This window comes from Actinomadura flavalba DSM 45200 (assembly GCF_000374305.1).
Taxonomy (GTDB): Bacteria; Actinomycetota; Actinomycetes; order Streptosporangiales; family Streptosporangiaceae; genus Spirillospora; species Spirillospora flavalba.
Genome location: NZ_KB894102.1, coordinates 112,053 through 135,054, shown reverse-complemented (window position 1 = coordinate 135,054; position 23,002 = coordinate 112,053). Strand labels below are relative to the sequence as shown.

Annotated in this window: 20 protein-coding genes, 1 pseudogene and 1 riboswitch; of the genes and pseudogenes, 8 read left to right on the top strand and 13 right to left on the bottom strand. The window is 75.3% G+C overall.

Going from position 1 to position 23,002, the window contains the following annotated elements:
- Positions 1-42: 42 nt before the first annotated feature.
- Positions 43-450, top strand: a pseudogene (locus C229_RS31930) (amidohydrolase family protein); the annotation flags it as partial.
- Here C229_RS31930 and cobF read toward each other — a convergent pair.
- The gene (gene cobF / locus C229_RS0126180; RefSeq protein WP_051109130.1) at positions 416-1,210 is read right to left on the bottom strand and encodes a precorrin-6A synthase (deacetylating); all 795 of its coding nucleotides are present in this window, start codon (positions 1,208-1,210) and stop codon (positions 416-418) included. The pseudogene C229_RS31930 and the gene cobF overlap by 35 nt on opposite strands.
- 13 nt (positions 1,211-1,223) lie before the next feature.
- On the opposite strand from cobF, the gene C229_RS0126175 reads away from it, so the two are divergent.
- From C229_RS0126175 to C229_RS0126160, 4 genes are all read left to right on the top strand, one after another.
- Entirely contained in the window at positions 1,224-2,429 is a 1,206-nt protein-coding gene (locus C229_RS0126175; RefSeq protein ID WP_018658088.1) for a bifunctional cobalt-precorrin-7 (C(5))-methyltransferase/cobalt-precorrin-6B (C(15))-methyltransferase, read from the top strand.
- Positions 2,430-2,475: 46 nt separating this feature from the next.
- Complete coding sequence (gene cobM, locus C229_RS0126170; RefSeq protein WP_018658087.1) at positions 2,476-3,231, top strand: precorrin-4 C(11)-methyltransferase; 756 nt, start codon at positions 2,476-2,478, stop codon at positions 3,229-3,231.
- Positions 3,232-3,556: 325 nt separating this feature from the next.
- Complete coding sequence (locus tag C229_RS0126165; protein ID WP_026314177.1) at positions 3,557-4,288, top strand: cobalt-precorrin-6A reductase; 732 nt, start codon at positions 3,557-3,559, stop codon at positions 4,286-4,288.
- A 10-nt stretch (positions 4,289-4,298) separates the two neighbouring features.
- On the top strand, positions 4,299-4,670 hold the full coding sequence (locus C229_RS0126160) for a hypothetical protein (protein ID WP_018658085.1): 372 nt from the start codon (positions 4,299-4,301) through the stop codon (positions 4,668-4,670).
- A gap of 3 nt (positions 4,671-4,673) precedes the next feature.
- On the opposite strand, the gene C229_RS0126155 is transcribed toward C229_RS0126160, so the two are convergent.
- Together C229_RS0126155 and C229_RS0126150 are read right to left on the bottom strand one after the other, a co-directional pair.
- Complete coding sequence (locus C229_RS0126155; protein WP_018658084.1) at positions 4,674-5,060, bottom strand: DUF2255 family protein; 387 nt, start codon at positions 5,058-5,060, stop codon at positions 4,674-4,676.
- Positions 5,061-5,085: 25 nt separating this feature from the next.
- The gene (locus C229_RS0126150; RefSeq protein WP_018658083.1) at positions 5,086-5,931 is read right to left on the bottom strand and encodes an SDR family oxidoreductase; all 846 of its coding nucleotides are present in this window, start codon (positions 5,929-5,931) and stop codon (positions 5,086-5,088) included.
- Positions 5,932-6,264: 333 nt separating this feature from the next.
- Between C229_RS0126150 and C229_RS0126145 the strand changes: the two genes are divergently transcribed.
- Both C229_RS0126145 and C229_RS0126140 read left to right on the top strand, forming a co-directional pair.
- Positions 6,265-7,092 (top strand): M23 family metallopeptidase, encoded by an 828-nt coding sequence (locus C229_RS0126145; protein ID WP_240487400.1) that lies wholly within the window; start codon positions 6,265-6,267, stop codon positions 7,090-7,092.
- Positions 7,089-7,916: a peptidoglycan-binding domain-containing protein gene (locus C229_RS0126140; protein ID WP_018658081.1), complete on the top strand. Its 828-nt coding sequence runs from the start codon at positions 7,089-7,091 to the stop codon at positions 7,914-7,916. The genes C229_RS0126145 and C229_RS0126140 overlap by 4 nt, the downstream gene beginning before the upstream one ends.
- Before the next feature lie 54 nt (positions 7,917-7,970).
- On the opposite strand, the gene C229_RS0126135 is transcribed toward C229_RS0126140, so the two are convergent.
- Genes C229_RS0126135 through C229_RS35115 form a run of 3 tightly spaced genes read right to left on the bottom strand, consistent with a single transcriptional unit; the run spans position 7,971 to position 11,442 of the window.
- Positions 7,971-9,458, bottom strand: a complete 1,488-nt coding sequence (locus C229_RS0126135; protein WP_018658080.1) for a precorrin-2 C(20)-methyltransferase — start codon at positions 9,456-9,458, stop codon at positions 7,971-7,973.
- Positions 9,458-10,078, bottom strand: a complete 621-nt coding sequence (locus C229_RS0126130; protein ID WP_018658079.1) for a precorrin-8X methylmutase — start codon at positions 10,076-10,078, stop codon at positions 9,458-9,460. The genes C229_RS0126135 and C229_RS0126130 overlap by 1 nt, the downstream gene beginning before the upstream one ends.
- On the bottom strand, positions 10,075-11,442 hold the full coding sequence (locus tag C229_RS35115; protein WP_033424803.1) for a hypothetical protein: 1,368 nt from the start codon (positions 11,440-11,442) through the stop codon (positions 10,075-10,077). Before C229_RS35115 ends, C229_RS0126130 begins: the two co-directional genes overlap by 4 nt.
- A 45-nt stretch (positions 11,443-11,487) precedes the next feature.
- Positions 11,488-11,660, top strand: a riboswitch (cobalamin riboswitch).
- A gap of 30 nt (positions 11,661-11,690) precedes the next feature.
- Between C229_RS35115 and cobN the strand changes: the two genes are divergently transcribed.
- Positions 11,691-15,449 (top strand): cobaltochelatase subunit CobN, encoded by a 3,759-nt coding sequence (gene cobN / locus C229_RS0126120; RefSeq protein ID WP_018658077.1) that lies wholly within the window; start codon positions 11,691-11,693, stop codon positions 15,447-15,449.
- Here cobN and C229_RS0126115 read toward each other — a convergent pair.
- From C229_RS0126115 to C229_RS0126085, 7 genes are all read right to left on the bottom strand, one after another.
- Positions 15,446-16,846, bottom strand: coding sequence for a cobyrinic acid a,c-diamide synthase CobB (locus C229_RS0126115; protein ID WP_033424802.1), 1,401 nt, complete (start codon positions 16,844-16,846; stop codon positions 15,446-15,448). The genes cobN and C229_RS0126115 overlap by 4 nt on opposite strands.
- Positions 16,840-17,442, bottom strand: a complete 603-nt coding sequence (gene cobO, locus C229_RS0126110; protein ID WP_026314174.1) for a cob(I)yrinic acid a,c-diamide adenosyltransferase — start codon at positions 17,440-17,442, stop codon at positions 16,840-16,842. Before cobO ends, C229_RS0126115 begins: the two co-directional genes overlap by 7 nt.
- Before the next feature lies 1 nt (position 17,443).
- The gene (locus C229_RS0126105) at positions 17,444-19,603 is read right to left on the bottom strand and encodes a VWA domain-containing protein (RefSeq protein ID WP_018658074.1); all 2,160 of its coding nucleotides are present in this window, start codon (positions 19,601-19,603) and stop codon (positions 17,444-17,446) included.
- Entirely contained in the window at positions 19,600-20,496 is an 897-nt protein-coding gene (locus tag C229_RS35915; protein WP_081640040.1) for a histidine phosphatase family protein, read from the bottom strand. The genes C229_RS0126105 and C229_RS35915 overlap by 4 nt, the downstream gene beginning before the upstream one ends.
- A gap of 38 nt (positions 20,497-20,534) precedes the next feature.
- Positions 20,535-21,293, bottom strand: coding sequence for a CbtA family protein (locus C229_RS31920; RefSeq protein WP_018658072.1), 759 nt, complete (start codon positions 21,291-21,293; stop codon positions 20,535-20,537).
- A gap of 11 nt (positions 21,294-21,304) precedes the next feature.
- Entirely contained in the window at positions 21,305-21,493 is a 189-nt protein-coding gene (locus C229_RS0126090; RefSeq protein WP_018658071.1) for a CbtB domain-containing protein, read from the bottom strand.
- Between the two features lie 177 nt (positions 21,494-21,670).
- Entirely contained in the window at positions 21,671-22,963 is a 1,293-nt protein-coding gene (locus C229_RS0126085) for a cation:proton antiporter (RefSeq protein WP_018658070.1), read from the bottom strand.
- Between the last annotated feature and the right edge of the window lie 39 nt (positions 22,964-23,002).

Genomic DNA, 23,002 nt, shown 5'->3' with positions numbered 1-23,002 from the left:
GACCCGGACGCGGCCGCCGTCGAACTCGAACGCTGCGCCACCCGGGTCGGCCACGTCGGCGCGATGCTCCACGGACGCACCGGCGACCGCACCCTGGACGACCCCGCCTATGACGACCTGCTCGCCACCGCCGCCCGGCTGGGTCAACCGCTCTTCATCCACCCGCAGATCCCCACCGGCGCCCAGCGCGACGCCGCCTACCGGGGCCTCGGCGCCGACCTCGACCTCGGCCTGGCGACCTTCGGCTGGGGCTGGCACCTGGACACCGGCCTCGCCGCGCTCCGGCTCATCCTCAGCGGCGCGTTCGACCGCCACCCCGGCCTTCGAATCGTCCTCGGCCACTGGGGCGAGATGCTGCTCTTCTGGATGGAGAAGCTGTTCGGGCTGGACGGCTGGACGGCTGGTCCGGGCCGGGTCAGGGCTCCCGGCGCAGCAGGTAGGTGTCCATGATCCAGCCCTTGTCGGCGCGGGCCGTGGCGCGGGCCGCGCGGATCTCGTCCGCGACGTCGGCGACGCGGCCGGAGATGAGGATTTCGTCCGGGGTGCCCAGGTAGGCGCCCCAGTAGATGTGGACGTCGTCGTCGGCGTCGGTGAACGAGCAGTGCGCGTCGAGCATGACGAGGACGTCGTCGGCGGGCATGCCCTCGGCGGCCAGGCGGCGGCCCGTCGTCACGTGGACGGGACGCCCGACGCGGGTCAGGCCGACGCGGTGCCGGGCGGTGAGGGCGGCGATGCTCGTGATGCCCGGAATGACCTCGTAGTCGAACGCGACCCGTTCTGCGACCTCGTCCAGCGCGGCGAGCGTGCTGTCGTAGACGCCCGGGTCGCCCCAGACGAGGAGGGCGCCGGTCTCGCCGTCGGTGAGGTCGTCGCGGAGGAAGTCCGCGTAGAGGGCGGCGCGGCGCGAACGCCAGTCCGCCACGGCGGCGGTGTAGGCGGGGGTCGTCCGGTCGCGTTCGGGGTCGTCCGCCTGCACGACCCGGTACGGGCCGGTGGCGTGCGCCGCGATGAGGTCGTGCCGGAGCCGCGCCAGGTCGTGCTTGGTCTCGCCCTTGTCGACGATGAGGAACGCGTCGGCGGCGGCGATGGCCTTCGCACCCTGGAACGTCAGGTGGTCAGGGTCGCCCGCGCCGATGCCGATGATGAGGAGCCGCTTCACCCGGTCATAGTCGCATAACGCCAGGTATATAGACTTCTCGCCGTTTCGCATCGGGGGAGGGCATGTGATCACCGTCGTCGGGATCGGCGCGGACGGCTGGGACGGGCTGCCCGCCGCGTCGCGCGCCGCGCTGACGGACGCCGAGGTGCTGTTCGGCGGCGCGCGGCAGCTCGCGCTCGTCCCGGAGTCCGGCGCGGAGCGCGTGGCGTGGCCGTCGCCGCTGCTGCCCGCTTTGCCGGGACTGCTCGAACGCCACGCGGACCGCGCGGTCGCGGTCCTGGCGAGCGGCGACCCGATGCACCACGGCATCGGCGCGACGCTCGCCCGGCTCGTCGGCCCCGAGCGGCTGCGGGTGCTGCCCGCGCTGTCGTCGGTGGCGCTGGCGTGCGCGCGGCTGGGATGGGCGCAGGAGCGCGTGGACGTGGTGTCGCTCGTCGGCCGCCCGCCCGGCGTGCTGAACGCGGCCGTCGCGCCGGGACGGCGGCTGCTGGTGCTCAGCGCCGGGCGGGAGACGCCGTCGATCGTGGCGGCGCTGCTGGTCGGGCGCGGGTTCGGGCCGAGCGCGCTGCACGTGCTGTCGGATTTGGGCGCCGCGTCGGAGACGGTCGAGCGCGGCACGGCGGCGGCGTGGACGGCGCCCGCCGCGTCGGCGCTGAACATCGTCGCCGTGGAGTGCGCGGCGGGGCCGTCCGCCGTGCCGCTGCCGCGCGCGCCCGGCCTCGCCGACGACCTCTACGAGCACGACGGGCAGCTCACCAAGAGCGAGGTCCGCGCGGTGACGCTGGCGAAGCTGGCGCCGCTCCCCGGCGAGCTGCTGTGGGACGTGGGCGCCGGGGCGGGGAGCGTGGCGATCGAGTGGGCGCGGGCGCACCCGTCGTGCGCGGCGGTGGCGATCGAGAGCCATCCCGGACGGGCGGAGCGGATCACGCGGAACGCGGACACGCTGGGCGTTCCGGGCGTCTCGGTGCTGACCGGGACGGCGCCGGACGCCCTCGCCGGGCTGCCCGCCCCGGACGCGGTGTTCGTCGGCGGCGGGCTCACCGTCCCGGGCGTGCTGGAGCGGTGCTGGGACGCGCTGGCGCCCGGCGGGCGGCTGGTCGCCAACGCGGTGACGCTGGAGTCGGAGGCGCGCGTGGCGCAGGCGCGGCACGAGCTGGGCGGCGACCTGGTGCGGCTGCACGTCGAGCGCGCCGCGCCGGTGGGCGGCTTCACGGGGTGGCGTCCGGCGATGCCCGTCACGGTGTGGACGGCGCGGAAGGCGGCGCCGTGAGGGACGCGCGCGCGACGGCGCCCGGCGGCGTCCGGGAGGAGCGGCCATGACGGTCTACTTCGTCGGCGCGGGGCCGGGGGCGGCCGACCTGATCACCGTGCGCGGGCTGCGGGTGCTGGAGCGGGCCCCGGTGTGCCTGTACGCGGGGTCGCTGGTGCCGCGCGAGCTGCTGGACGCGTGCCCGGACGGGGCGCGGCTTGTGGACACGGCGAACCTGACGCTGGACGAGATCGTCGCGGAGCTGGTCGCCGCGCACCGGGCGGGGCACGACGTGGCGCGGCTGCACTCGGGCGACCCGTCGGTGTTCAGCGCGGTCGCGGAGCAGGTGCGGCGGCTGGACGCGGCGGGCGTGCCGCACGCGATCGTGCCCGGGGTGCCGGCGTTCGCTGCGGCGGCGGCGTCGCTGGGGCGTGAGCTGACCGTGCCGGGCGTCGGGCAGACGGTCGTCCTGACGCGGACGTCGGCGCGCGCGACGCCGATGCCGCCCGGCGAGGATCTGGCGACGCTCGGCGCGAGCGGCGCGACGCTCGTCCTGCACCTGGCCGTGCAGCGGATCGACGCGGTCGTGGCCGAGCTGGCGCCGCACTACGCGCCCGGCACGCCCGTCGCCGTGGTCGCGCGCGCGTCCCGGCCGGACGAGCTGATCCTGCGCGGCACCCTGGCGACGATCGCCGCGCAGGTGCACGAGGCGGGGGTGCGGCGAACGGCGGTGATCGTCGTCGGCCGCGTCCTCACGGCCCACGACTTCCCCGACAGCCACCTCTACAGCGCCGCCCGCGACCGCCCCTGCACGCCGCCGTGACCCACCGACGCGGCAGGACGCCGGGCTCCGCGCCGCGTGGGCGCGCCTGTGCGGTGCCGCGTGGCCCGGCCTGCGCGGTGCCGCGTGGACGGGTCTGTGCCGTGCCGCGCGGACGGGCTTGTGCGGTGCCGCGCGGACGAGGATGTGTCGTGCCGCGCGGACGGGCCTGCGCGGTAACGCGTAGACGGGCCTGCACGGTGTCGCGTGGATCGGTCTGTGCGGTGTCGCGTAGACCGGCTTGTGCTGCGTCGCGTGGATCGGCTTGTGCGGTGGACGCTCGGGTGGGGTGGGACGTGGTCGTCGGGTGGGTGGAGGGGTGGGCGTTGTGAGGCGGGTGTTGATTCTCGGTGGGACGGCGGAGGCGCGGGCGCTGGCGGCGCGGCTGAGCCTCGTGCCCGGGGTGGCGGTGGTGTCGTCGCTGGCGGGGCGGGTGAGCGATCCGAAGCTGCCCGTGGGGGAGGTACGCGTCGGGGGGTTCGGCGGTGCCGCCGGGCTCGCGGCGTGGCTGGTCTCCGAGCGCGTCGACCGGCTCGTGGACGCCACACATCCGTTCGCGGCCCGGATGAGCGCGTCCGCCGCCGAGGCCGCGTCCCGGACGGGCGTCCCGCTGCTGGCCCTGCGCCGCCCCGGCTGGACGGCCGGGCCGGGCGACGACTGGACGCGCGTCCCGTCCCTGGAGGCGGCGGCGGGCGCCCTGCCGTCCGGCGCCCGCGTCTTCCTGACCACGGGCCGCCGCAGCATCCCGCTGTTCGCCGCCCGCACCGACGCGTGGTTCCTCGCCCGCTCCGTCGACCCACCGGACCCGCCGACCCCGCCGAACGTGCACGTCCTCCTGGCACGCGGCCCCTACACCGTCGAGGGCGAACACGCCCTCATCCGCACCCACGCCCTGACCCACCTGGTCACCAAGGACAGCGGCGGCCCCCTCACCCGGGCCAAACTCACCGCCGCACGCGAAGCCACCCTCCCCGTCCTCCTCATCGACCGCCCACCCACCCCACCGGCCATCACAACGACCCACGACCTCGAAACGGCCGCCACCTGGGCCACATCCTGAAAGGCGCCCCGTGAACCTGCCTGAACTCGCCGTCCGGCTGGCGGGACGCGCCAACGCGGCCCTCTTCCACCTCACCCGGGGCCGCGTGCTGCTCCTGACCCACGAGGACCCACCGGGCCTGACCGTGCACCGCCACGGCGCCGAGAGTGCCCGCTTCGCCTACTTCCGCGCGCGCGGCGCGCTCGTTCTCATCGGCTCCCGCGCGCCGGGACCGTCCGGCCCGGAGCCCGTGACCGTCGAGCTGGACGGCCGGACGTTCACCGCGTCCGCGTCCTCCCTCGGCCCCTCCGAGGCGGACCGGCTCGTCCGCGCGGCGCCGCCCGCCCTCCGCGTCTGGATGCGGGCGCGCGGCGTGACCGCCGTGCGGACCCTGACGCCGTAGGGCTCAGGGGTGGGGGACGAGGCGGAGGGTTGCGGCGGCGGCTTCGGGGTTGACGACCGTGCCGACGATGCGGGGGCCGTAGTGGTCGTATTTGGTGTGGTAGGCGGTGTCCAGGCGGGTGTTGAGGGACTGGTCGGAGCCGGACTCCTCGAACGTGACGTGCTTGTCGACGCCGCCGGCGTGGATCTCGCCCTCGTGGCGGTCCTCGGTGCCGTGGAACCAGGCGCCGTCGCGGCCGTTCATCGAGCGGACGTACAGGTCGTCGCCGTCGCGGACGACCCAGATCGTCACCGGGTCGCGGAGTTCGCCGTCGGCGCGGGCCGAGGCGAGGTGCAGTTCCTCCGCGTCGCCGATGCGGGCGAGTTCGTCGTCGGTCCAGGTGGTCGTCATCGGTGGCTCCTCCGGTCGGTGCGGGTCAGAGGTCGGGGTCGTCGAAGGACAGCAGGCTGCCCAGGCCGCGTGACTCCTCGGCCTCCAGGCTCAGCTCGGACGCCTTGTTGAGCGCCGTGGCGATGGCGTCGTCGCCCGCGACGAAACGCAGCGGCGGATGCTCCAGGGCGGCGACGCCCAGGAGCGCGCGGGCGATCCGGGCCGGGTCGCCGGGCTGGTCGCCGTGCAGGGCCTTCCAGGACGCGAGCTGCTCGGCGGTGCGCTCGGCGTAGTCGTCGATCGCCACGTCGGGCCACGTCGTGGACGCGTCCGCCAGCAGTTCCGTGCGGAAGAGGCCCGGTTCGACGATGGTGGTGTCGATGCCGAACGGTTTGACGTCGTAGCGCAGCGACTCCATCCAGCCTTCGACGGCGAACTTCGACGTCGAGTAGGCGGCGCAGAACTCCTGCCCGACGAGTCCCGCGAACGACGACAGCGTCATGATGTGCCCGGAACGCTGTTCGCGGAGCGTCGGCAGGACGGCGCGGGTGACGTTCATCGGGCCGAACAGGTTCGTTTCGAGTTGCGCCCGCATCCGCTCGGGCGAGACTTCCTCGAAATGCCCGGCGCAGAAGGTGCCCGCGTTGTTGACCAGCACGTCGATGCGGCCGAAGCGGTCGAGGGCGGCGGCCACGGCGTCCTGGGCGTCCTGCGGTTCGGTGACGTCGAGTCTCGTCACCAGCAGGTCGTCGCACGGCCCGCCGACGGCCTCCTCGACGGCCTCGGGACGGCGGCCCGTCGCCACGACGCGGTGCCCGTCCTTCAGCGCCGCCCTGGCGATCTCGGTGCCCATACCGCGTCCGGCGCCGGTGATGAGGAAGACCTTGCTCACGGAAACGCGCCCCTTTCGGCGACCAGAGCCGCCGAGCGGCGGCGGGACGCGCCCCTCCTGCCCGGGAGCCCTTCGCGGAGAACCGTGAACGGAAGGGAAACCGGCGTTCCCATGGAGCAGAATTTACGAAGACGGCGCCCCCGTCATGTTCAATCTCGCTCTTGCCGACGTTTCTTTTGTGTTAACGCATTCGGAGGTAGGTCCCGGGGCCCACGGAAATGGGCCTGCCGCTCGAAGATCTGTTGTGTCACAGTCGATTCGGTCATTCAGATTCCGCGCTCCCCCTCGCACAGCGGAGGTCATCGAATGGTACGAATCGGCACAAGATCCACAGTGCTCGCAGCAGCGGGCGCCCTCGCCGCCGCAGGGACGGTGGCCGGAGCCCCGGCCGCGTCCGCCGCCCCCGCCTTCCAGGTGCCCTTCACCTGCGGCACGTCCGTCACGGCGGCGACGTTCGCCGGGCACAACCCGGCGAACTCCGTCGACTTCCAGAAGTCGGGCATCACCGGGATGCCGGTGCTGGCGTCGGCGGGCGGCACCGTGTCGCGCGTCGCCAACGAGGGCTCCACCAGCTACGGCCGGTGGATCGAGATCAACCACGGCGGCGGCTGGACGACCCGGTACGCGCACCTGTCGTCCCAGGCGGTGTCGGTCGGGCAGAGCGTGTCCGTCGGCAAGCGGATCGGCGCGGCCGGCGCCACCGGCGGGGTGACGGGCCCCCACCTGCACTACGAGCAGCGCCTCAACGGCACCGCGCAGCGCGCCGTCCTCGGCGGGCGCGCCGTCCCGTACTACGCCAAGACGACCTTCACCAGCAACAACGGCTGCGGCGGGAGCACCAACCCGTACACCCCGGCGGAGGTCTGCGGTTCCGGCTTCGCCGTGATCAACTCGCGCGCGCTGACCGGCGGCCGCGTCTACCTGCTCTACAAGTCCAGCACCGGGCAGAACTGCGTGACGACGCTCAAGAGCACGTCGCTCGGCACGCCGTCGGCGGTCTCGGCGCACCTCCAGGTGCAGGGCGGCGCCAAGACGACCGACTCGGGCAACTTCGCCTACTACGCCGGACCGGTGACCAAGTCGGCGGGAAGCACCTGCGTCAAGTGGGGCGGGTCGGTCGGCTCGTCGTCCTACACCAGCCCCTACGAGCACTGCGGATGAGGGCCGCGACGACGGGTCTCCGGCTCGCCACGGCCGCGCTCGTGGCCCTCGGCCCGCTCGCGGTGCCCGCTGCGGCGCGCGCGCTGCCGTCCGTCGACATGGAGGCGGTGATCAAGGCGGCGCAGATCGACCCGCGCCGCTCCGGAACCGCACTGACGCCGGGTGCGAAGGCGAGCGTGCAGCAGGTCGAGTCGGCGCTGCGGGCGCGCGGGCTGCTCGCCGCGTCGTACGTGGACGGGCACTTCGGCACCAAGACGATCGAGGCGTACGCCGCGTACCAGCGGTCGCTCGGCTACACCGGCCTGGACGCCTCCGGGCTGCCCGGCCTCACGTCGCTGCGGAGCCTCGGCGCCGACACCTACACCGTCGTCCGCACGCTCACGCCGGGCGCGCGGGTGACCTACCGGGGCGCGACGATGAACGCGCGCACCAAGGCCATGCTCGGCCGGGCCGAATCCCTGCTCGGGCGGAGCCTCGTCGTGACCCAGGGTTCCTACAACCCCGGCGGCGATCCGTCGTCGGCGGGAACGCACGACGGCGGCGGCGCGCTCGACCTGTCCGTCTCGGGGATGTCCGCCGCGACGCGGACGACGGTCGTCCGCACCCTGCGGAAGGTCGGCTTCGCGGCGTGGCTGCGCACGGCCGCGCAGGGCGACTGGGCCGACCACATCCACGCGATCGCGATCTCCGACACCGACCAGTCGCCCGGTGCGCGCAACCAGGCGGGCGACTACTACCTGGGCCAGAACGGCCTGTCCGGACGCGGCCCGGACGATGGCCCGGCCGTCACCCGCGTGACCTGGGAGGAGTACCTGCGCGGTTGAGCACGCCGCGGCGCGCGGGCGCCCCGGCGGCAGACCGGGCGCCCGCGCGCCGCGTCATGGGTAGCGGCGGGGCGTGTGGACCGCGCCGGTGGGGCCGACGCGGGTGGTGGACGAGCCGATGATCAGCAGGCAGCGCATGTCGACCGTCTCGGGGTCCAGGTCGGCGAGGGTCGTCACGGTCACGGACTCCTCGGGGCCGCCGACGTCGCGGCCGACGATCACCGGCGTCTCGGGCGCGCGGTGCTTCAGCAGCAGGTCGCGGGCGGCCGGGAGCTGCCAGCGGCGGCGGCTGGACGCAGGGTTGTAGAGCGCCAGCACCAGGTCCGCCTCGGCGGCGGCCGTGAGGCGGCGTTCGACGGCGTCCCACGGCTTGAGGATGTCCGACAGGGACAGCACGCAGAAGTCGTGGCCGAGCGGAGCGCCCGCGCGGGCGGCGACGGCCTGCGCGGCGGTGAGACCGGGGACGACGCGCACGGGAACGTCCGGGAAGTCCTCGGCCACCTCCAGGACGGCCGCCGCCATCGCGAAGATCCCCGGATCGCCCGAGGAGACCACCGCCACGCGCGCCCCCTCGCGGGCCAGTTCCAGGGCGTGCCGGGCCCGGTCGGCCTCCACGCGGTTGCCGGTGACGTGGCGGCGCTGGCGGGCGTTCGGCGGCACGCGGTCCACGTACGGGCCGTAGCCGACGAGGTCGGTCGCCGCCGCCAGCGCCTCCTGCGCCTCGGGCGTCAGCCACGGGCGGCCCGCCGGACCCAGCCCGACGACGACCACACCGCCGCCGTCGCGGGGGACGTCCGGAACGGGGGACGGCGCGACGTACGCGCGGTTCGCCGGGCTCGTCAGCAGTGCCAGCGACATGTACGGCACCTCCGCCGGGTCCACGTCCGCGAACGGCACGGCGCGCTCGGCGCCCGTGGAGGCGCGTTCGACGTACCAGGCGTCGTCCAGGCGGCCCGCCTCGGCGAGCGCGTCGCGGACCTTCGGGAACGTGCGGCCCAGCTTGAGCACCGCCGCCGCGTCCGCCGACCCCAGGCGCGCCGCCAGCTCGGCGGGCGGGAGCGTGCCCGGCAGGACGGTCAGCGTCTCCTCCCGCTCGACCAGCGGCAGGCCGACCGCCGCCGACGCCGCGCTCACCGACGTCACCCCGGGCACCACCTCGGCCGGGTAGTGCGGGGCGAGGCGCTTGTGCAGGTGCATGTACGAGCCGTAGAACAGCGGGTCGCCCTCGCTGAGGACGACGACCGTGCGGCCCGCGTCCAGGTGCGCGGCCAGCCGGGCGGCGCAGTCGGCGTAGAAGTCCTCCATGGCGCCGAGGTAGCCGCCGGGGTGGTCGGTGCTCTCCGTCGTGACCGGGTACAGCAGGGCCTCCTCGACCTGCCCGTCCCGCAGGTACGGGGCGGCGATCGAGCGGGCGATGCTGCGGCCGTGCCGGGCCGCGTGGTAGGCGACGACGTCCGCCGCGCCGATGAGCCGGGCCGTCTTGACCGTGACCAGCTCGGGGTCGCCGGGGCCGACGCCCACGCCGTACAGCCGTCCCGCCATCACTCCGCCTCACTGGCGAGGGCGTTGACCGCCGCCGCCGTCATCGCGCTGCCGCCGCGCCGCCCGCGCACCACCAGGTGCGGCAGGTCGCTCGCGGCCAGGGCGTCCTTGGACTCGGCCGCCCCGATGAACCCGACCGGGATGCCGAGCACCGCCGCCGGGCGTCCCGCGCCCTCGGCCACCATCTCCAGCAGCCGGAACAGCGCCGTCGGCGCGTTCCCGATCGCCACCACGGACCCTTCCAGCCGGTCCCGCCACAGCTCCATCGCCGCCGCGCTGCGGGTCGTGCCCAGCTCCGCCGCCAGCGCGGGGACGCCCGGCTCGCGCAGCGTGCACACGACGTCGTTGCCCGCAGGCAGCCGCGACCGGGTGACGCCGGACGCCACCATGTGCGCGTCGCACAGGATCGGCGCCCCGGCCAGCAGCGCCGCCCGTGCGTGCTCCTCGACGCCCGGCGAGGCGCCGAGGTCGTCGACGAGGTCGGTCATTCCACATGCGTGGATCATGCGGACGGCGACGCGCGCCAACCCCGGCGTCAGGCCCGACAGGTCGGTCTCGGCGCGGATCGTCGCGAACGACCGCCGGTAGATCTCGGCGCCGTCCCGGATGTAATCGCTCAAAGCAGTCTTTCTCGGTAACCATCGACGGTCGCCACACGCTGGACGACCCTTCCGCGCGGCGTCCCGCACCCGCGCTCGCATCCCGCCCAGTGCACGGGCACCTCCGGGGCGCGCTCCAGCCCCGACGTCCACCGCCGGGCGTCCCGCTGCACGTCGGCCAGCGACTTCGCGCATCCCGGGCTGCCGGTGCACGCCGTCACGCCGAGCCACGGCGACCCGTCGTCCACGGCGAACCCGGCCTCGCGCAGGACCCGCACGACGTCCTCGGCCGCCGGGAGGTCCAGCACCATGACGCTCCGCCACGGCGTGAACCGCAGCACCTCCCCGCACCCGGCCAGCACCTCGGCCTGCGCGGCGGACATCCGCCCCAGCGGCGGCACCGCCTGCACCCCGAACCGCCCGTCCCGCTGCACGAACACCCCCACCCGCCCCCCGACCACACCGTCGCCCCGCGCCGCGAGCACCCCCGGCGCGGGGCGGTTCTGCCCTGCGCGGGAGGCCGCACCCGGTGCGGAGGGGTCTCCCTCGCGCGGGGGTGTGCTCGGCGCGGGGCGGCTCTGGCTCGTGGGGGCGGGCGTGCCTGGGACGTGGCGGTCCTGCTTTACGCGGGAGGTCGCACCCGGCGCGGAGTCGTCCGCTTCGCGCGGGGGTGCGCCCGGCGCGGGGCGGTCTTGGCTCGTGGGGGAGGGCGTGTCTGGCGTGTCGTTGGTCGGGGGTTCGGTGTTGGGCGTGAGGGCGGTCGTGATGCGGGTGGGGGCGTTGGAGAGTTCGGTCAGGCGCCAGGCGTTTTCGCGTAGAGCCAGGAAGGTTTCGGCCACGGCGAGGAGCAGGGGGATCGGGGGGCCGGTGAGGGGGGTGGGGTGGCCCGCGAGGAGGAGGCCGTCCGGGGTGAGGGTGACGTCGGCGTCGAGGGGGGTCACGTCGTTCGAGCCGTCGTCCAGGGCGAAGAGGAAGCGGCCGGGCAGGGCGGCCAGGTCGGGGCGGGCGCACAGGGCGGCGTCCAGGGCGCGGACGAGCGGGTCGGTCTCCAGGGCTCCCGTGGTCCGGCCGCCGAGCGGGGACGCCACGATGTTGCGGACCCGCTCGTGGGCCGGGGACGGCAGCAGCCCCGCCGACGTCATCAGCGCCGTCAGCGCCGCCGGATCTCGGACGCCGCGCACCTGCGCGTTCGCGCGGGACGTGAGTTCGATCACGTCCGTCCCGAGGTCCCGCGCGGCGGTGGCCAGCGCCCTGAGCTGGGCCGGGGAGACCGCCCCGCCGGGCGTGCGGACGCGCGCCAGCGGCCCGTCGGCCGCCGGGTGCGTCTGCACCAGGCCCGGACAGGCGTCGGGACGGGAACGCCCCGCGGCCTCGACATTCGACACGGGGAGGATCGTAACCCCAGTTTTCGACCGGCTCGCGCTGCCGTACGCTTCTGGTCAGACGATGGCAAAGGGAGGAAGCCGGTGCGAATCCGGCGCGGTCCCGCCACTGTGACCGGGGAGCGAACCCCACCGCACGGCCACTGCCCGAAGGGGCGGGAAGGCCGGGGTGAGCGTCGATCCGGGAGCCAGGAGACTCCTGCCGTCGCAACACCCGCGACCGGGGCGAGGACCCCAGGGGAGGCCACACCGTGTCCGTTGACGCGTCCGCGCAGGACCGCACCGTCCTGCTGCTGTCGACCTCCGACACCGACCTGCTGAGCGCCCGCGCCGCCGGAGTCGCCTACCGGCTGGGCAACCCGGCGCGGCTCGGCGTCGAGGACCTGCCCGCGCTCACCGACGGCGCCGACCTCGTCGTCGTCCGGCTGCTCGGCGGGCGCCGCGCCTGGGAGGACGGCCTGGACGCCCTGCTCGCCGGGCCGCGTCCCGTCGTCGTCCTCGGCGGCGAGCAGGCGCCGGACGCCGAGCTGATGGAGCTGTCGACGGTGAGCGGCGGCGTCTGCGCCGACGCGCACGCCTACCTCGCGCACGGCGGCCCCGCCAACCTCGCCGAACTGCACCGGTTCCTGTCGGACACGGTGCTGCTGACCGGCCACGGCTTCGCGCCGCCCGAGGCCACCCCCACCTGGGGCCGCCTCGACCGCGCGCCCCGCACGTCGGAGGGTCCGACGGTCGGCGTCCTGTACTACCGGGCGCACCACATGGCGGGCAACACCGGCTTCGTGGACGCGCTCTGCGCCGCGATCGAGGACGCGGGCGGCCAGGCCCTCCCGGTGTTCTGCTCGTCGCTGCGCACCGCCGAACCCGAACTCCTCGCCACGCTCGGCGCGGCGGACGCGCTCGTCGTGACCGTCCTGGCGGCGGGCGGCTCGCGGCCCGCGACGGCCGGGGCGGGCGGCGACGACGAGGCGTGGGACGTCGGCGCCCTCGCCGCCCTCGACGTCCCGATCCTCCAGGGCCTGTGCCTGACGAGCAGCCGCGCCGACTGGGAGGCCAACGACGACGGCCTGTCCCCGCTGGACGCCGCCTCGCAGGTCGCGATCCCCGAGTTCGACGGCCGCATCATCACCGTCCCGTTCTCGTTCAAGGAGATCGACGAGGACGGCCTGACCGTCTACGCCGCCGACCCCGAGCGCGCCGCCCGCGTCGCCGGGATCGCCGTCCGGCACGCCCGGCTGCGGCACACCCCGCCCGCCGAACGGCGCCTCGTCGTGATGCTGTCGGCGTATCCGACCAAGCACTCGCGGGTCGGCAACGCGGTCGGGCTGGACACGCCGGTCAGCGCCGTCCGGCTGCTGTCGCGGCTGGCGGACGCGGGCTACGACCTCGGCGACGGGTTCCCCGGCGTCGCCGAGCAGGACGGCGACGCCCTCATCCACGCGCTCATCGCGGCGGGCGGCCAGGACGAGAACTGGCTCACCGAGGAGCAGCTCGCGGGGAACCCCGTCCGCATCGCGGCGTCGGCCTACGAGCGCTGGTACCGGACGCTGCCCGCCGACCTCCGCGCCGAGATGGAGCGGCACTGGGGGCCGCCCCCCGGCGAGCTGTTCGTGCACGAGGGCGACATCGTGCTGGCCGCGCTGCGCGCCGGGAACGTCGTCGTCATGGTGCAGCCGCCGCGCGGCTTCGGGGAGAACCCCATCGCGATCTACCACGACCCCGACCTCCCGCCCAGCCACCACTACCTGGCCGCCTACCGCTGGCTGGCCGACGAGTTCGGCGCGCACGCGATGGTGCACGTCGGCAAGCACGGCAACCTGGAGTGGCTGCCCGGCAAGTCCGCCGGGATGTCGGCGTCGTGCGGCACGGACGCGGCGCTGGGCGACCTGCCGCTCGTCTACCCGTTCCTCGTCAACGACCCGGGCGAGGGCACGCAGGCCAAGCGCCGCGCGCACGCCGTCCTGGTGGACCACATGGTGCCGCCGATGGCCCGCGCCGAGACCTACGGCGACATCGCCCGCCTCGAACAGCTCCTGGACGAGCACGCCAACATCGCCGCGATGGACCCGGCGAAGCTGCCCGCGATCCGCGCCCAGATCTGGACGCTCATCCAGGCCGCCCGCCTCGACCACGACCTCGGCCTGGACGACCGCCCGCACGACACCGAGTTCGACGACTTCCTGCTGCACGTGGACGGCTGGCTCTGCGAGGTCAAGGACGCGCAGATCCGCGACGGCCTGCACGTCCTCGGCCAGGCGCCCGAGGGCCAGGTCCGCGTCGATCTCGTCCTGGCCATGCTCCGCGCGCGCCAGATGTGGTCGGGCCGCGAGACCCTCCCGGGCCTGCGCGAAGCGCTCGGCCTCACCGAGGACGGCACCGCCGGCCTCGGCGAGACCGACGCCGCCGAGGCCACGGCCCGTTCCCTCGTCCAGGCCATGGAGGACGCGGACTGGGACGTGACCGCCGCCGCCCGCGTCGCCGCGAGCGCCCCCGAAGAACGCACCGGCACCCTCGCCCGCGGCCTGCCGCTCGACACGGCACCGGGCGAGGACGCGCGCGGCCTGTCGGACGGGGCGGCGGGAGAGCGCGACTCCGGTCTCCGTGACGCCGGTGGGGACGGCGTCGCCGCCGGGTGGGTGCCCGAGGAGCGGCGGGCGCTGGTGGCGAGTGTGCTGGAGTTCGCGGCCGCGGAGGTCGTGCCCCGGCTGGCGCGGACGACCGACGAGATGGATCACGTCCTGCACGCGCTGGACGGCGGGTACGTTCCGGCGGGGCCGAGCGGGTCGCCGTTGCGGGGGCTCGTCAACGTGCTGCCGACCGGGCGGAACTTCTACTCGGTGGACCCGCGCGCCGTGCCGAGCCGGCTCGCCTGGGAGACCGGGCAGGCGATGGCCGAGTCGCTGCTGGAGCGGTACCGGGACGAGCACGGCGACTGGCCGCGCTCGGTCGGGCTGTCGGTGTGGGGCACGAGCGCGATGCGCACGGCCGGCGACGACGTCGCCGAGGTGCTGGCGCTGCTCGGCGTCCGGCCCGCGTGGGACGAGGCGTCCCGCCGCGTCACCGACCTGGAGCCGATCCCGGTCGCGGAACTGGGCCGCCCGCGCGTCGACGTGACGGTCCGCATCAGCGGGTTCTTCCGGGACGCGTTCCCGCACGTCGTCGCGATGCTCGACGACGCCGTCCGGCTCGTCGCCGGGCTGGACGAGCCCGACGACGCCAACTTCGTCCGCGCCCACGCCCGCGCCGACCTGGCCGAGCACGGCGACGAGCGCCGCGCGACGCTGCGCGTCTTCGGCTCCGCGCCCGGCGCGTACGGGGCGGGGCTGCTGCCGCTCATCGACAGCCGCAACTGGCGCGACGACGCCGACCTCGCCGAGGTCTACGCGGTGTGGGGCGGCTACGCCTACGGCCGCGACCTGGACGGCGTCCCGTCGCGTCCCGACATGGAGGCGGCGTACAAGCGGATCGCGGTCGCGGCGAAGAACGTCGACACCCGCGAACACGACATCGCGGACTCCGACGACTACTTCCAGTACCACGGCGGCATGGTCGCCACCGTCCGCGCGCTGACCGGCAAGGCCCCGGCCGCCTACATCGGTGACAGCACGCGGCCCGACGCCGTCCGCACCCGGACGCTGTCGGAGGAGACGTCGCGGATCTTCCGGGCGCGGGTCGTCAACCCGAACTGGCTCGCCGCGATGCGCCGGCACGGCTACAAGGGCGCGTTCGAGCTGGCCGCGACGGTGGACTACCTGTTCGGCTACGACGCCACCACCGGCGTCATGGCCGACTGGATGTACGACAAGCTCACCGAGACGTACGTCCTGGACGAGCAGAACCGCGCGTTCATGGCCACGTCGAACCCGTGGGCGCTGCACGGCATCGCCGAACGCCTCCTCGAAGCCGCCGAACGCGGCCTCTGGGAACACCCCGACCCGGAGATCTTCCAGGGCCTCCAGGAGGTCTACCTGAAGACCGAGGGCGACCTGGAGGACGACACCGACGGCTAGGGCGTCCGGGCGGCCGACACCAGGCGGTGCGCCAGGTCCGGCCGCCCGGCCCAGTGCAGGTGCAGGTAGGACGCGGTGACGCGGGCGTCGCCGTACCCGTCGGCGCCGTCGCGCCAGCGGAACAGCGGCGCGTGCGCGCCGTCGACGGCGGTGCGGTGGAACTCGTGGCCGTGGAACCGCTCCCCGGCGCGGGTCAGCGGGGAGTCGGTGACGGCGACGGCCTCGCGGTAGCCGAGCGTCAGCCGCCCGGTCATCCGGGCGCGTCCCGGCACCCGTCCGGCCATCGCGCGGCCGTCGATCTCCTCGCACAGGTAGAGCAGCCCGGCGCACTCGGCCGCGATCGGCCCGTCGAACGCCGCGACCTCCGCCAGCAGCGGCGCGTTGGCGGCCAGCTCGGCGGCGTGCATCTCGGGGAACCCGCCCCCGATCACCAGCGCCCCGGCGCCCTCGGGCAGCGCCTCGTCCCTCAGCGGGTCGAACACCGCGACCTCGGCCCCGGCCGCCTCCAGAAGCTCGGTGTGCTCGGCGTAGGAGAACGTGAACGCGGCCCCTCCGGCCACGGCCACCACCGGCCGCGCTCCGCCGCCCGCGCGGCCCGGCCCGACCCGCACCGCCGCCCCGCCATCGGCCGTTCCCCGCGCGAACGCCTCCGGTCCGGACGTGATGGCCAGGGCGTCGGCTGCGCTCCACGGGGTGCCTGGAAGCGGGGGAGCGGAGGACGCCAGGCGCAGCAGGGCGTCCAGGTCGCAGGACGCGGCGATGAGGGCGCCGAGCCGGTCGACGGCCGACACGGCGTCGGCGCCGCGCTCGGCCGCCGGGATCAGGCCGAGGTGCCGGGACGGGGTCATCACCGCGTCGTCGCGGCGCAGCGCGCCGAGCACCGGGATGCCGGTGGCCTCCAGAGCGGTGCGGCACAGGGCTTCGTGACGGTCCGAGGCGACGCGGTTGAGGATCACGCCGCCGAGACGGACACCGGGCTCGAACGTGGCGAAACCGTGCACCATCGCCGCGACCGACCGGCTCTGCCCCGACGCGTCCACGACCAGCACGACCGGCGCGGACAGCAGCCGCGCGACGTGCGCCGTGGACGCGAAGCCCGTGTCGCCCCGGCCGTCGAACAGCCCCATCACGCCCTCGACCACCGCGACGTCGCAGCCCGCCGCGCCGTGCAGGAACAGCGGCAGCACGCGCGACTCGTCCGTCAGCCACGGGTCCAGGTTGCGGCCCGGACGGCCGGACGCCAGCGCGTGATAGCCGGGGTCGATGTAGTCCGGCCCGACCTTGTGCGGGGAGACGGCCAGGCCGCGCGCCCGCAGCGCCGCCATCAGCCCGGTCGCGACGGTCGTCTTGCCGCTGCCCGACGACGGCGCCGCCACGACGAGCCGGGGAACTACCACTCGATGCCTCGCTGCCCCTTCTGTCCCGCGTCCATCGGGTGCTTGACCTTGCCCATCTCGGTCACCAGGTCGGCGGCGTCGAGCAGGCCCGCCGGGGCGTCCCGGCCGGTGATGACGACGTGCTGGTCGCCGGGCCGGGACGTGAGCGCGGCGACGACGTCGTCCAGCTCGATCCAGCCCCACTTCAGCGGGTAGGTGAACTCGTCCAGCACGTAGAAGCGGTAGGTCTCGGCGGCCAGGTCGCGCTTGATCTGCTCCCAGCCCTCGCGGGCGTCGGCGGCGTGGTCGGCGTCGGTGCCGGGCCGCTGAATCCACGACCAGCCCTCGCCCATCTTGTGCCAGGCGACGGTGCCGCCCTCGCCGCTGTCCCCGAGGACGCGCAGCGCCCGCTCCTCGCCGACCTTCCACTTCGCCGACTTCACGAACTGGAACACCCCGACCGGCCAGCCCTGGTTCCACGCCCGCAGCGCCATGCCGAACGCGGCCGTGGACTTCCCCTTGCCGGGACCGGTGTGGACCATCAGCAGCGGCCGGTTGCGGCGCTGCCGGGTGGTGAGGCCGTCGTCGGGCACGTGCTCGGGCTTTCCCTGGGGCATGTCAGGCCGCCTTCCGGTGATCGCGCACGACGGCGCCGAGATCCTGTAGCGGGACGAGCCGGGCGCCGAGCCGCGCCGCGAGCCGTCCGGCGAGGCCGAGCCGCACCGGCCCGCCCTCGCAGTCCACGACGACGCCGGCCGTGCCGCGCAGCAGCCCGGCGGCGCGGTCCACGTCGCCGCCGGCCGTCGCGCGGCCGTCGGTGACGACGACGAGCAGCGGGCGCCGCGCCGGGTCGCGCAGCCGTTCGGCGCGCAGCACCTCGGCGGCGCGGACGAGCCCGGCGGCCAGCGGCGTCCGCCCGCCCGTCGGCAGCGACCGCAGCCGCGCCGCGCCCGCCTCCACCGACGACGTCGGCGGCAGCACCAGGTCGGCGGTGCGGCCCCGGAACGTGATGAGGCCGACCTTGTCGCGGCGCTGGTAGGCGTCCAGCAGCAGGCTCAGCACGGCCGTCTTGACCGTCGTCATGCGGCGGCGGGCCGCCATCGAGCCGGACGCGTCCACGACGAACAGCACCAGGTTGCCTTCACGGCCCTCGCGGACGGTCTCGCGCAGGTCGTCGCCGCGCAGCACCAGGCCCGCGCCGGTGCGGCCCCGGCCGCGCTGGTGCGGCGCGGCGGACAGCAGGGTGGCGGGCAGGTGCAGGTCGCGGACCGGCCCGGACGGGCGGCGCGAACCGGTGGCCCGGCCGCGCGTCGTCCGCGACCGGGACCGCCGTCCGGCGACGCCGTCGCCCACCCCCGGCACCTCCAGGAGCGGGACGGCGTGCGGCGCGGCGACGGCGGCGACCCGGCCTGCGCCGTTCGCGCTTTCCGTGCCGTTCATGCTCTCCGAGCCGTTCGTGCCCTGTGAGCTTTTTGTGTCGTGAGGGCTGTTCGTGCCTTGGGAGTCGTCCGTGCCCCAAGGGCTGTTCGTGCCCCATGGGTCGTTCATGCCTGATGGGCCGTTCGAGCCCGAGGCGCTGTTCGTGCTCTCAGAGCCCTTCATGCCTTCGGCGTTGTTCGTGCCCTCTGTGCCTTCTGAGCTTTTCCTGCCGTCGTCGGTGCCGCTGTCCGGCCCGGGGGTGCGTGCAGCGCCGTCCCGGCCGTCGGGCGGGGAGCCGGGGCCGTCGCCGGGGGAGCCGCCTTCGGGCGGCTCGGGGTCCTCGTCGCCGGACGTCTCGTCGAGCAGCCGGTTCAGCAGGTCCTCGTCCAGGCCGGGCGCGTCGAACGGGTCGCGGCGGCGCCGGTGCGGCAACGACAGGCGGGCGGCGGCGCGGACGTCCTCGGTCGTCACCGCGGCGCGGCCGTGCCAGGCCGCGTGGGCCAGGGCCGCGCTCGCGGTGACGAGGTCGGCGCGCAGCCCGTCCACCTCGAACGCCGCGCAGACGGTCGCGATCTGCTCCAGCCGCGCGTCCGGCAGCCGGACGCCGGGCAGCCGCCCGCGCGCCGCCGCGACGCGGGATGCCAGCTCGGCCTCGGCCGCCGCCCAGCGCGCGGCGAACCCGGCGCCGTCCGCCTCGAAAGCCAGCCGCCGCCGCACCACCTCGGCGCGCTCGCCGGGCTCCCGCGACGCCCTCACCTCGACGGTCAGCCCGAACCGGTCCAGGAGCTGCGGGCGCAGCTCGCCCTCCTCCGGGTTCATCGTGCCGACGAGCAGGAACCGCGCCGCGTGCCGCACCGACACGCCCTCGCGCTCGACGTAGCAGGTGCCGAGCGCGGCGGCGTCGAGCAGCAGGTCGACCAGGTGGTCGTGCAGCAGGTTGACCTCGTCCACGTACAGGACGCCCCGGTGCGCCGCCGCCAGCAGGCCCGGCTCGAACGCCTTGACGCCCTCGGTCAGCGCCTTCTCCACGTCGAGCGACCCGGCCAGCCGGTCCTCCGACGCCCCGACGGGCAGTTCGACCAGCGCCGCCGGGCGCCGCGTCCCCGCGCCGCCCGGCTCGTGCGGCCCGTCCGGGCACGCCGGGTCGGGCGCCGCCGGGTCGCACGCGAACCGGCAGCCGGGCACCGTGTCCACGGCGGGGAGCTGCGCCGCGAGCGCCCGCACGATCGTGGACTTGGCGGTGCCCTTCTCGCCGCGCACGAGCACGCCGCCGACGCGCGGCGACACGGCGTTGAGGACCAGCGCCAGCTTGAGGTCGTCCAGCCCCACGACGGCGCTGAACGGATATGTGGCGGTCAAGGACCCACCTTCCGGTTGACATGGGAGACGCGCCGGGCAGGCCCGGCGGTCAGTTCCGTGGTGGACAGCGGCGCGACGTCGAACCGCGCGGTGGCGAGCGGCCCGAGCCCGAGCACGTGCCCCAGCGCGGCCCGGATCACCCCGGCGTCGCACACGACGACGCCGTCCGGGGCGTCGTCGAGCCACGCCCCGACCCGCGCGGCCAGCGCCGCCGGGCTCTCGCCGCCGTGCGGCGCGGCTCCGGGCTCGGAGAGCCACCGCCGCAACGCCTCCGGCTCCGCGCCCGCGACCTCGGCGAACGCCCGTCCCGCCCACCGCCCCGCGTCGGCCTCGGCCAGGGCCGCGACGGGCCGCGCCACGAACCCCAGCGCCTCCGCCGTGGCCACCGCCGCCCGCGACGGCGCCGTCCACGCCCACGCCCCGAAGCCCGGCGCGGCCTCCGAGGCCGTGCGGCCGGTTCCTGGCGTGTCCGACGCGGGTGTCGGGCTGCCCGACGGCGCCGTCCACGCCCACGCACCGGAGTCCAGCGCGGCACCAGAGGCTGGGTGGCCGGTTTCTGACGTGTCCGACGTGGGTGTCGAGCGGCCTGACGGCGCCGTCCACGCGGACGCGCCGGAGTCCGGCGCGGCTTCAGGGGCCGGGTGGCCGGTTTCTGGTGCATCCGACGTGGGTGGCGGGGTGCCTGACGGCGCCGTCCACGTCCGGATACGGCCCGGCGAGGCGGAATCCGGTGTGGCCGCAGCGTCGGGGGACCCGTTCGGGCGGGGCGGTGTGGACGTCGCGGGCTGGGTGGGGTGGCCCGCCAGGGTGAGGATCGTGGGGGCGAGGGTTCGGGCTCGGGACAGGGACGCGGGGTCGGCCGGGGCGTCGGCGGGGAAGCGCGCTTCGCGCATCCCCGCCGATGTCGCGTGGCGGACGAACAGCACTCCGGTCAGGCGGACGCGGGCGCCGCCGCCGGGGCCGGGGCGGACGCCGGGCGCGCCGCCCGGTCGGCGGCCCAGCCGAACAGGGCGCCGAACGCGGCCCAGAACACGGCCTGCGTGCCGAGCGAGGAGATCCGGAACTGCCAGAGCAGCGTCGCCGGGAACTCCGCCGGCACCTCGTTGACGGTCGGCAGCAGCAGGTACGCCACCGCCACCGGCACGACGAACGCCGCCACCGCCGCCGCGCCGCGCGGCCAGGCGCCGCCGGGGACGCGCCGCGACGTCGTCACCGCGATGGCCGTCGCCAGCAGGCCGACGCCGATCATCGCCAGGTAAAGCAGCGTGCGGCTGGTGATCGTCTCCGGGTCGCCCACGGCCGGGGGATTGGCCGGATACTTCAGGAACGGCACGAGGATCACGGCCGCGAACGCGGTCCCGGCGGCGGCCAGCGCGAGACCGCCGTCGGTCCGGGGACCGACGCGTCCGCGCAGGCCCGCGAACGCCAGCGCGAAGATCCCGCCGATCGTCAGGCCGTACAGGCCGGTGGCCAGGAAGAGGCCGAACTTCTGCTGGCCGCGCGTCACGTTGGCGCCGTGCTCGTGCGAGTGGCCGTCGTCGGCGGGCGCGGGCTCGGCCGCCGCGGCGGCCTCCTCCAGCGCGATCGCGTCGTCGATGCGGGGCTCACCGATCGCGAACGCGAACGCGCCCGCGAGAAGACCGGCCAGCAGGCCCAGGAGCAGACCTCTGACCAGAAGGGTGCGGACCATTCCGGCGGCCCCTAGTGGCACGGGACGCCGAGAAGGTGGCGTCCGTCGTGCATGAGTTCGTGCAGGAGGTCACCGGTCTGCGACACGGCGCCGTTGTCCATCAGGACGAGGTAGCCGATCAGCAGCAGCACCGGCACGGCGAGCAGCCAGGGCCGCAGGCGTGGAAAGGGAACGGACGAGGGAGCGGAGAGATCGCTCACGGGGGCCTCCTCAGGGATGTCAAGCGCGTCCCGAACGGTGAGGTCGCGGCTGCCCGAGTGACCTGGCTCCCGGGATCGTCGTCCCGGATACAGTGGCGCGTCCGCACCGGCATCTCACCGGATTTCCCTCGGACAACCGTGAAATCCACCGAAACGTATAGCTGAGGGACGAACCCGTCAAGGTGACGCTGGTCGCGGCTCCGGAACGGTCCTGCGGCGGCGCCGGTGCCGCAACCGGTCCAGGTAGGCGAGCGCGGGCGTCGAGGTCACGCCGTGCACGCACACCGACAGCATGACGGTGAACGTCACGATCGCCCACAGCTCCTCCGCCGGGACGCCGAAGCCCGTCTCGCCCAGCGCGTACGCGAGATAGAACAGCGACCCGATGCCGCGGATGCCGAAGAACGCGACGGCGCGCCGCTCGCGCGGCTCCACCGACCCCCCGCGCAGCGCCAGCCAGCCGATCACCGGACGGAACACCAGCACCAGCAGCACCCCGACCAGCGCGCCCCGCCAGCTCAGCGCCGCCAGCCCGCCGACCGCCGCGAACCCGCCGACCAGCAGCAGCAACCACACCGTCAGCAGCCGCTCGGTCTGCTCGATGAACCCGTGCAGGACGCCGTGGTACCCGTGGGACCGCTCCACCGACCGGATCGCGCACCCGGCCGTGAACACCGCGATGAAGCCGTATCCGTGTGCGACCTCCGCGACGCCGTACGCCAGCAGCGTCGCCGCCAGCGCGACGAACCCCTCGCTGCGCTCGGCCAGCCGCCGCGCCGACGGACGCTCGGACCGGAAGAACATCCGGCCGAGCAGCCGCCCCACCACGACGCCGACCAGCACGCCGACCGCGCACGCGTACAGCACGTCCTTCAGCAGCCACTCACCCAGCCACCCGCCCGACCAGCCCGCGCCGCCCAGGCCGAGCGCGACGGCGGCGTACACGAACGGGAACGCCAGGCCGTCGTTCAGGCCCGCCTCGGAGGTGAGGCCGAAGCGGACCTCGTCGTCGTCGTGCTCCTCGTCGTCGGCGGGCTCACCGACCTGGACGTCGGACGCCAGCACCGGATCGGTCGGCGACAGCACCGCGCCGAGCAGCAGCGCCGCCGCGGGCGGCCAGCCGAGCAGCCCGCCCGCCACCGCCGCGACGGCGAGCGTCGTCAGCGGCAGCACGATGATCAGCAGCCGTCCGGTCGTGGACCAGGCGCGCCGCCCGAACGGGCGGTTCAGCGCCAGGCCCGCGCCCATCAGCGACACGATCAGGCACAGTTCCGTCAGGTGCAGCAGCGCCGAGCGGTGCGCGACCGGGTCGGGATCGGGCAGGCCGAGCGGCAGCAGGAACAGCAGCACGCCGCCGCCGAGGAACAGCATCGGCAGCGACACCGGCCACCGGCGGACGGTGCCGGGCAGGACGGCGGCGCACACGGCGGCGCCGCCCGCCAGGGCGAACGCGAGATCGAGGGCTTCCACCGCCCCCCGTTGCCCGGCCCCGGCCGATCGAACCGCCCG

Bases quoted from the DNA above. Each gene is read 5' to 3' on its own strand.
- cobF (WP_051109130.1), bottom strand. From the start codon at position 1,210: ATGCGAAACGGCGAGAAGTCTATATACCTGGCGTTATGCGACTATGAC.
- cobM (WP_018658087.1), top strand. From the start codon at position 2,476: ATGACGGTCTACTTCGTCGGCGCGGGGCCGGGGGCGGCCGACCTGATC.
- C229_RS0126155 (WP_018658084.1), bottom strand. From the start codon at position 5,060: ATGACGACCACCTGGACCGACGACGAACTCGCCCGCATCGGCGACGCG.
- C229_RS0126140 (WP_018658081.1), top strand. From the start codon at position 7,089: ATGAGGGCCGCGACGACGGGTCTCCGGCTCGCCACGGCCGCGCTCGTG.
- C229_RS0126135 (WP_018658080.1), bottom strand. From the start codon at position 9,458: ATGGCGGGACGGCTGTACGGCGTGGGCGTCGGCCCCGGCGACCCCGAG.
- cobO (WP_026314174.1), bottom strand. From the start codon at position 17,442: ATGCCCCAGGGAAAGCCCGAGCACGTGCCCGACGACGGCCTCACCACC.
- C229_RS35915 (WP_081640040.1), bottom strand. From the start codon at position 20,496: ATGCGCGAAGCGCGCTTCCCCGCCGACGCCCCGGCCGACCCCGCGTCC.
- C229_RS31920 (WP_018658072.1), bottom strand. From the start codon at position 21,293: ATGGTCCGCACCCTTCTGGTCAGAGGTCTGCTCCTGGGCCTGCTGGCC.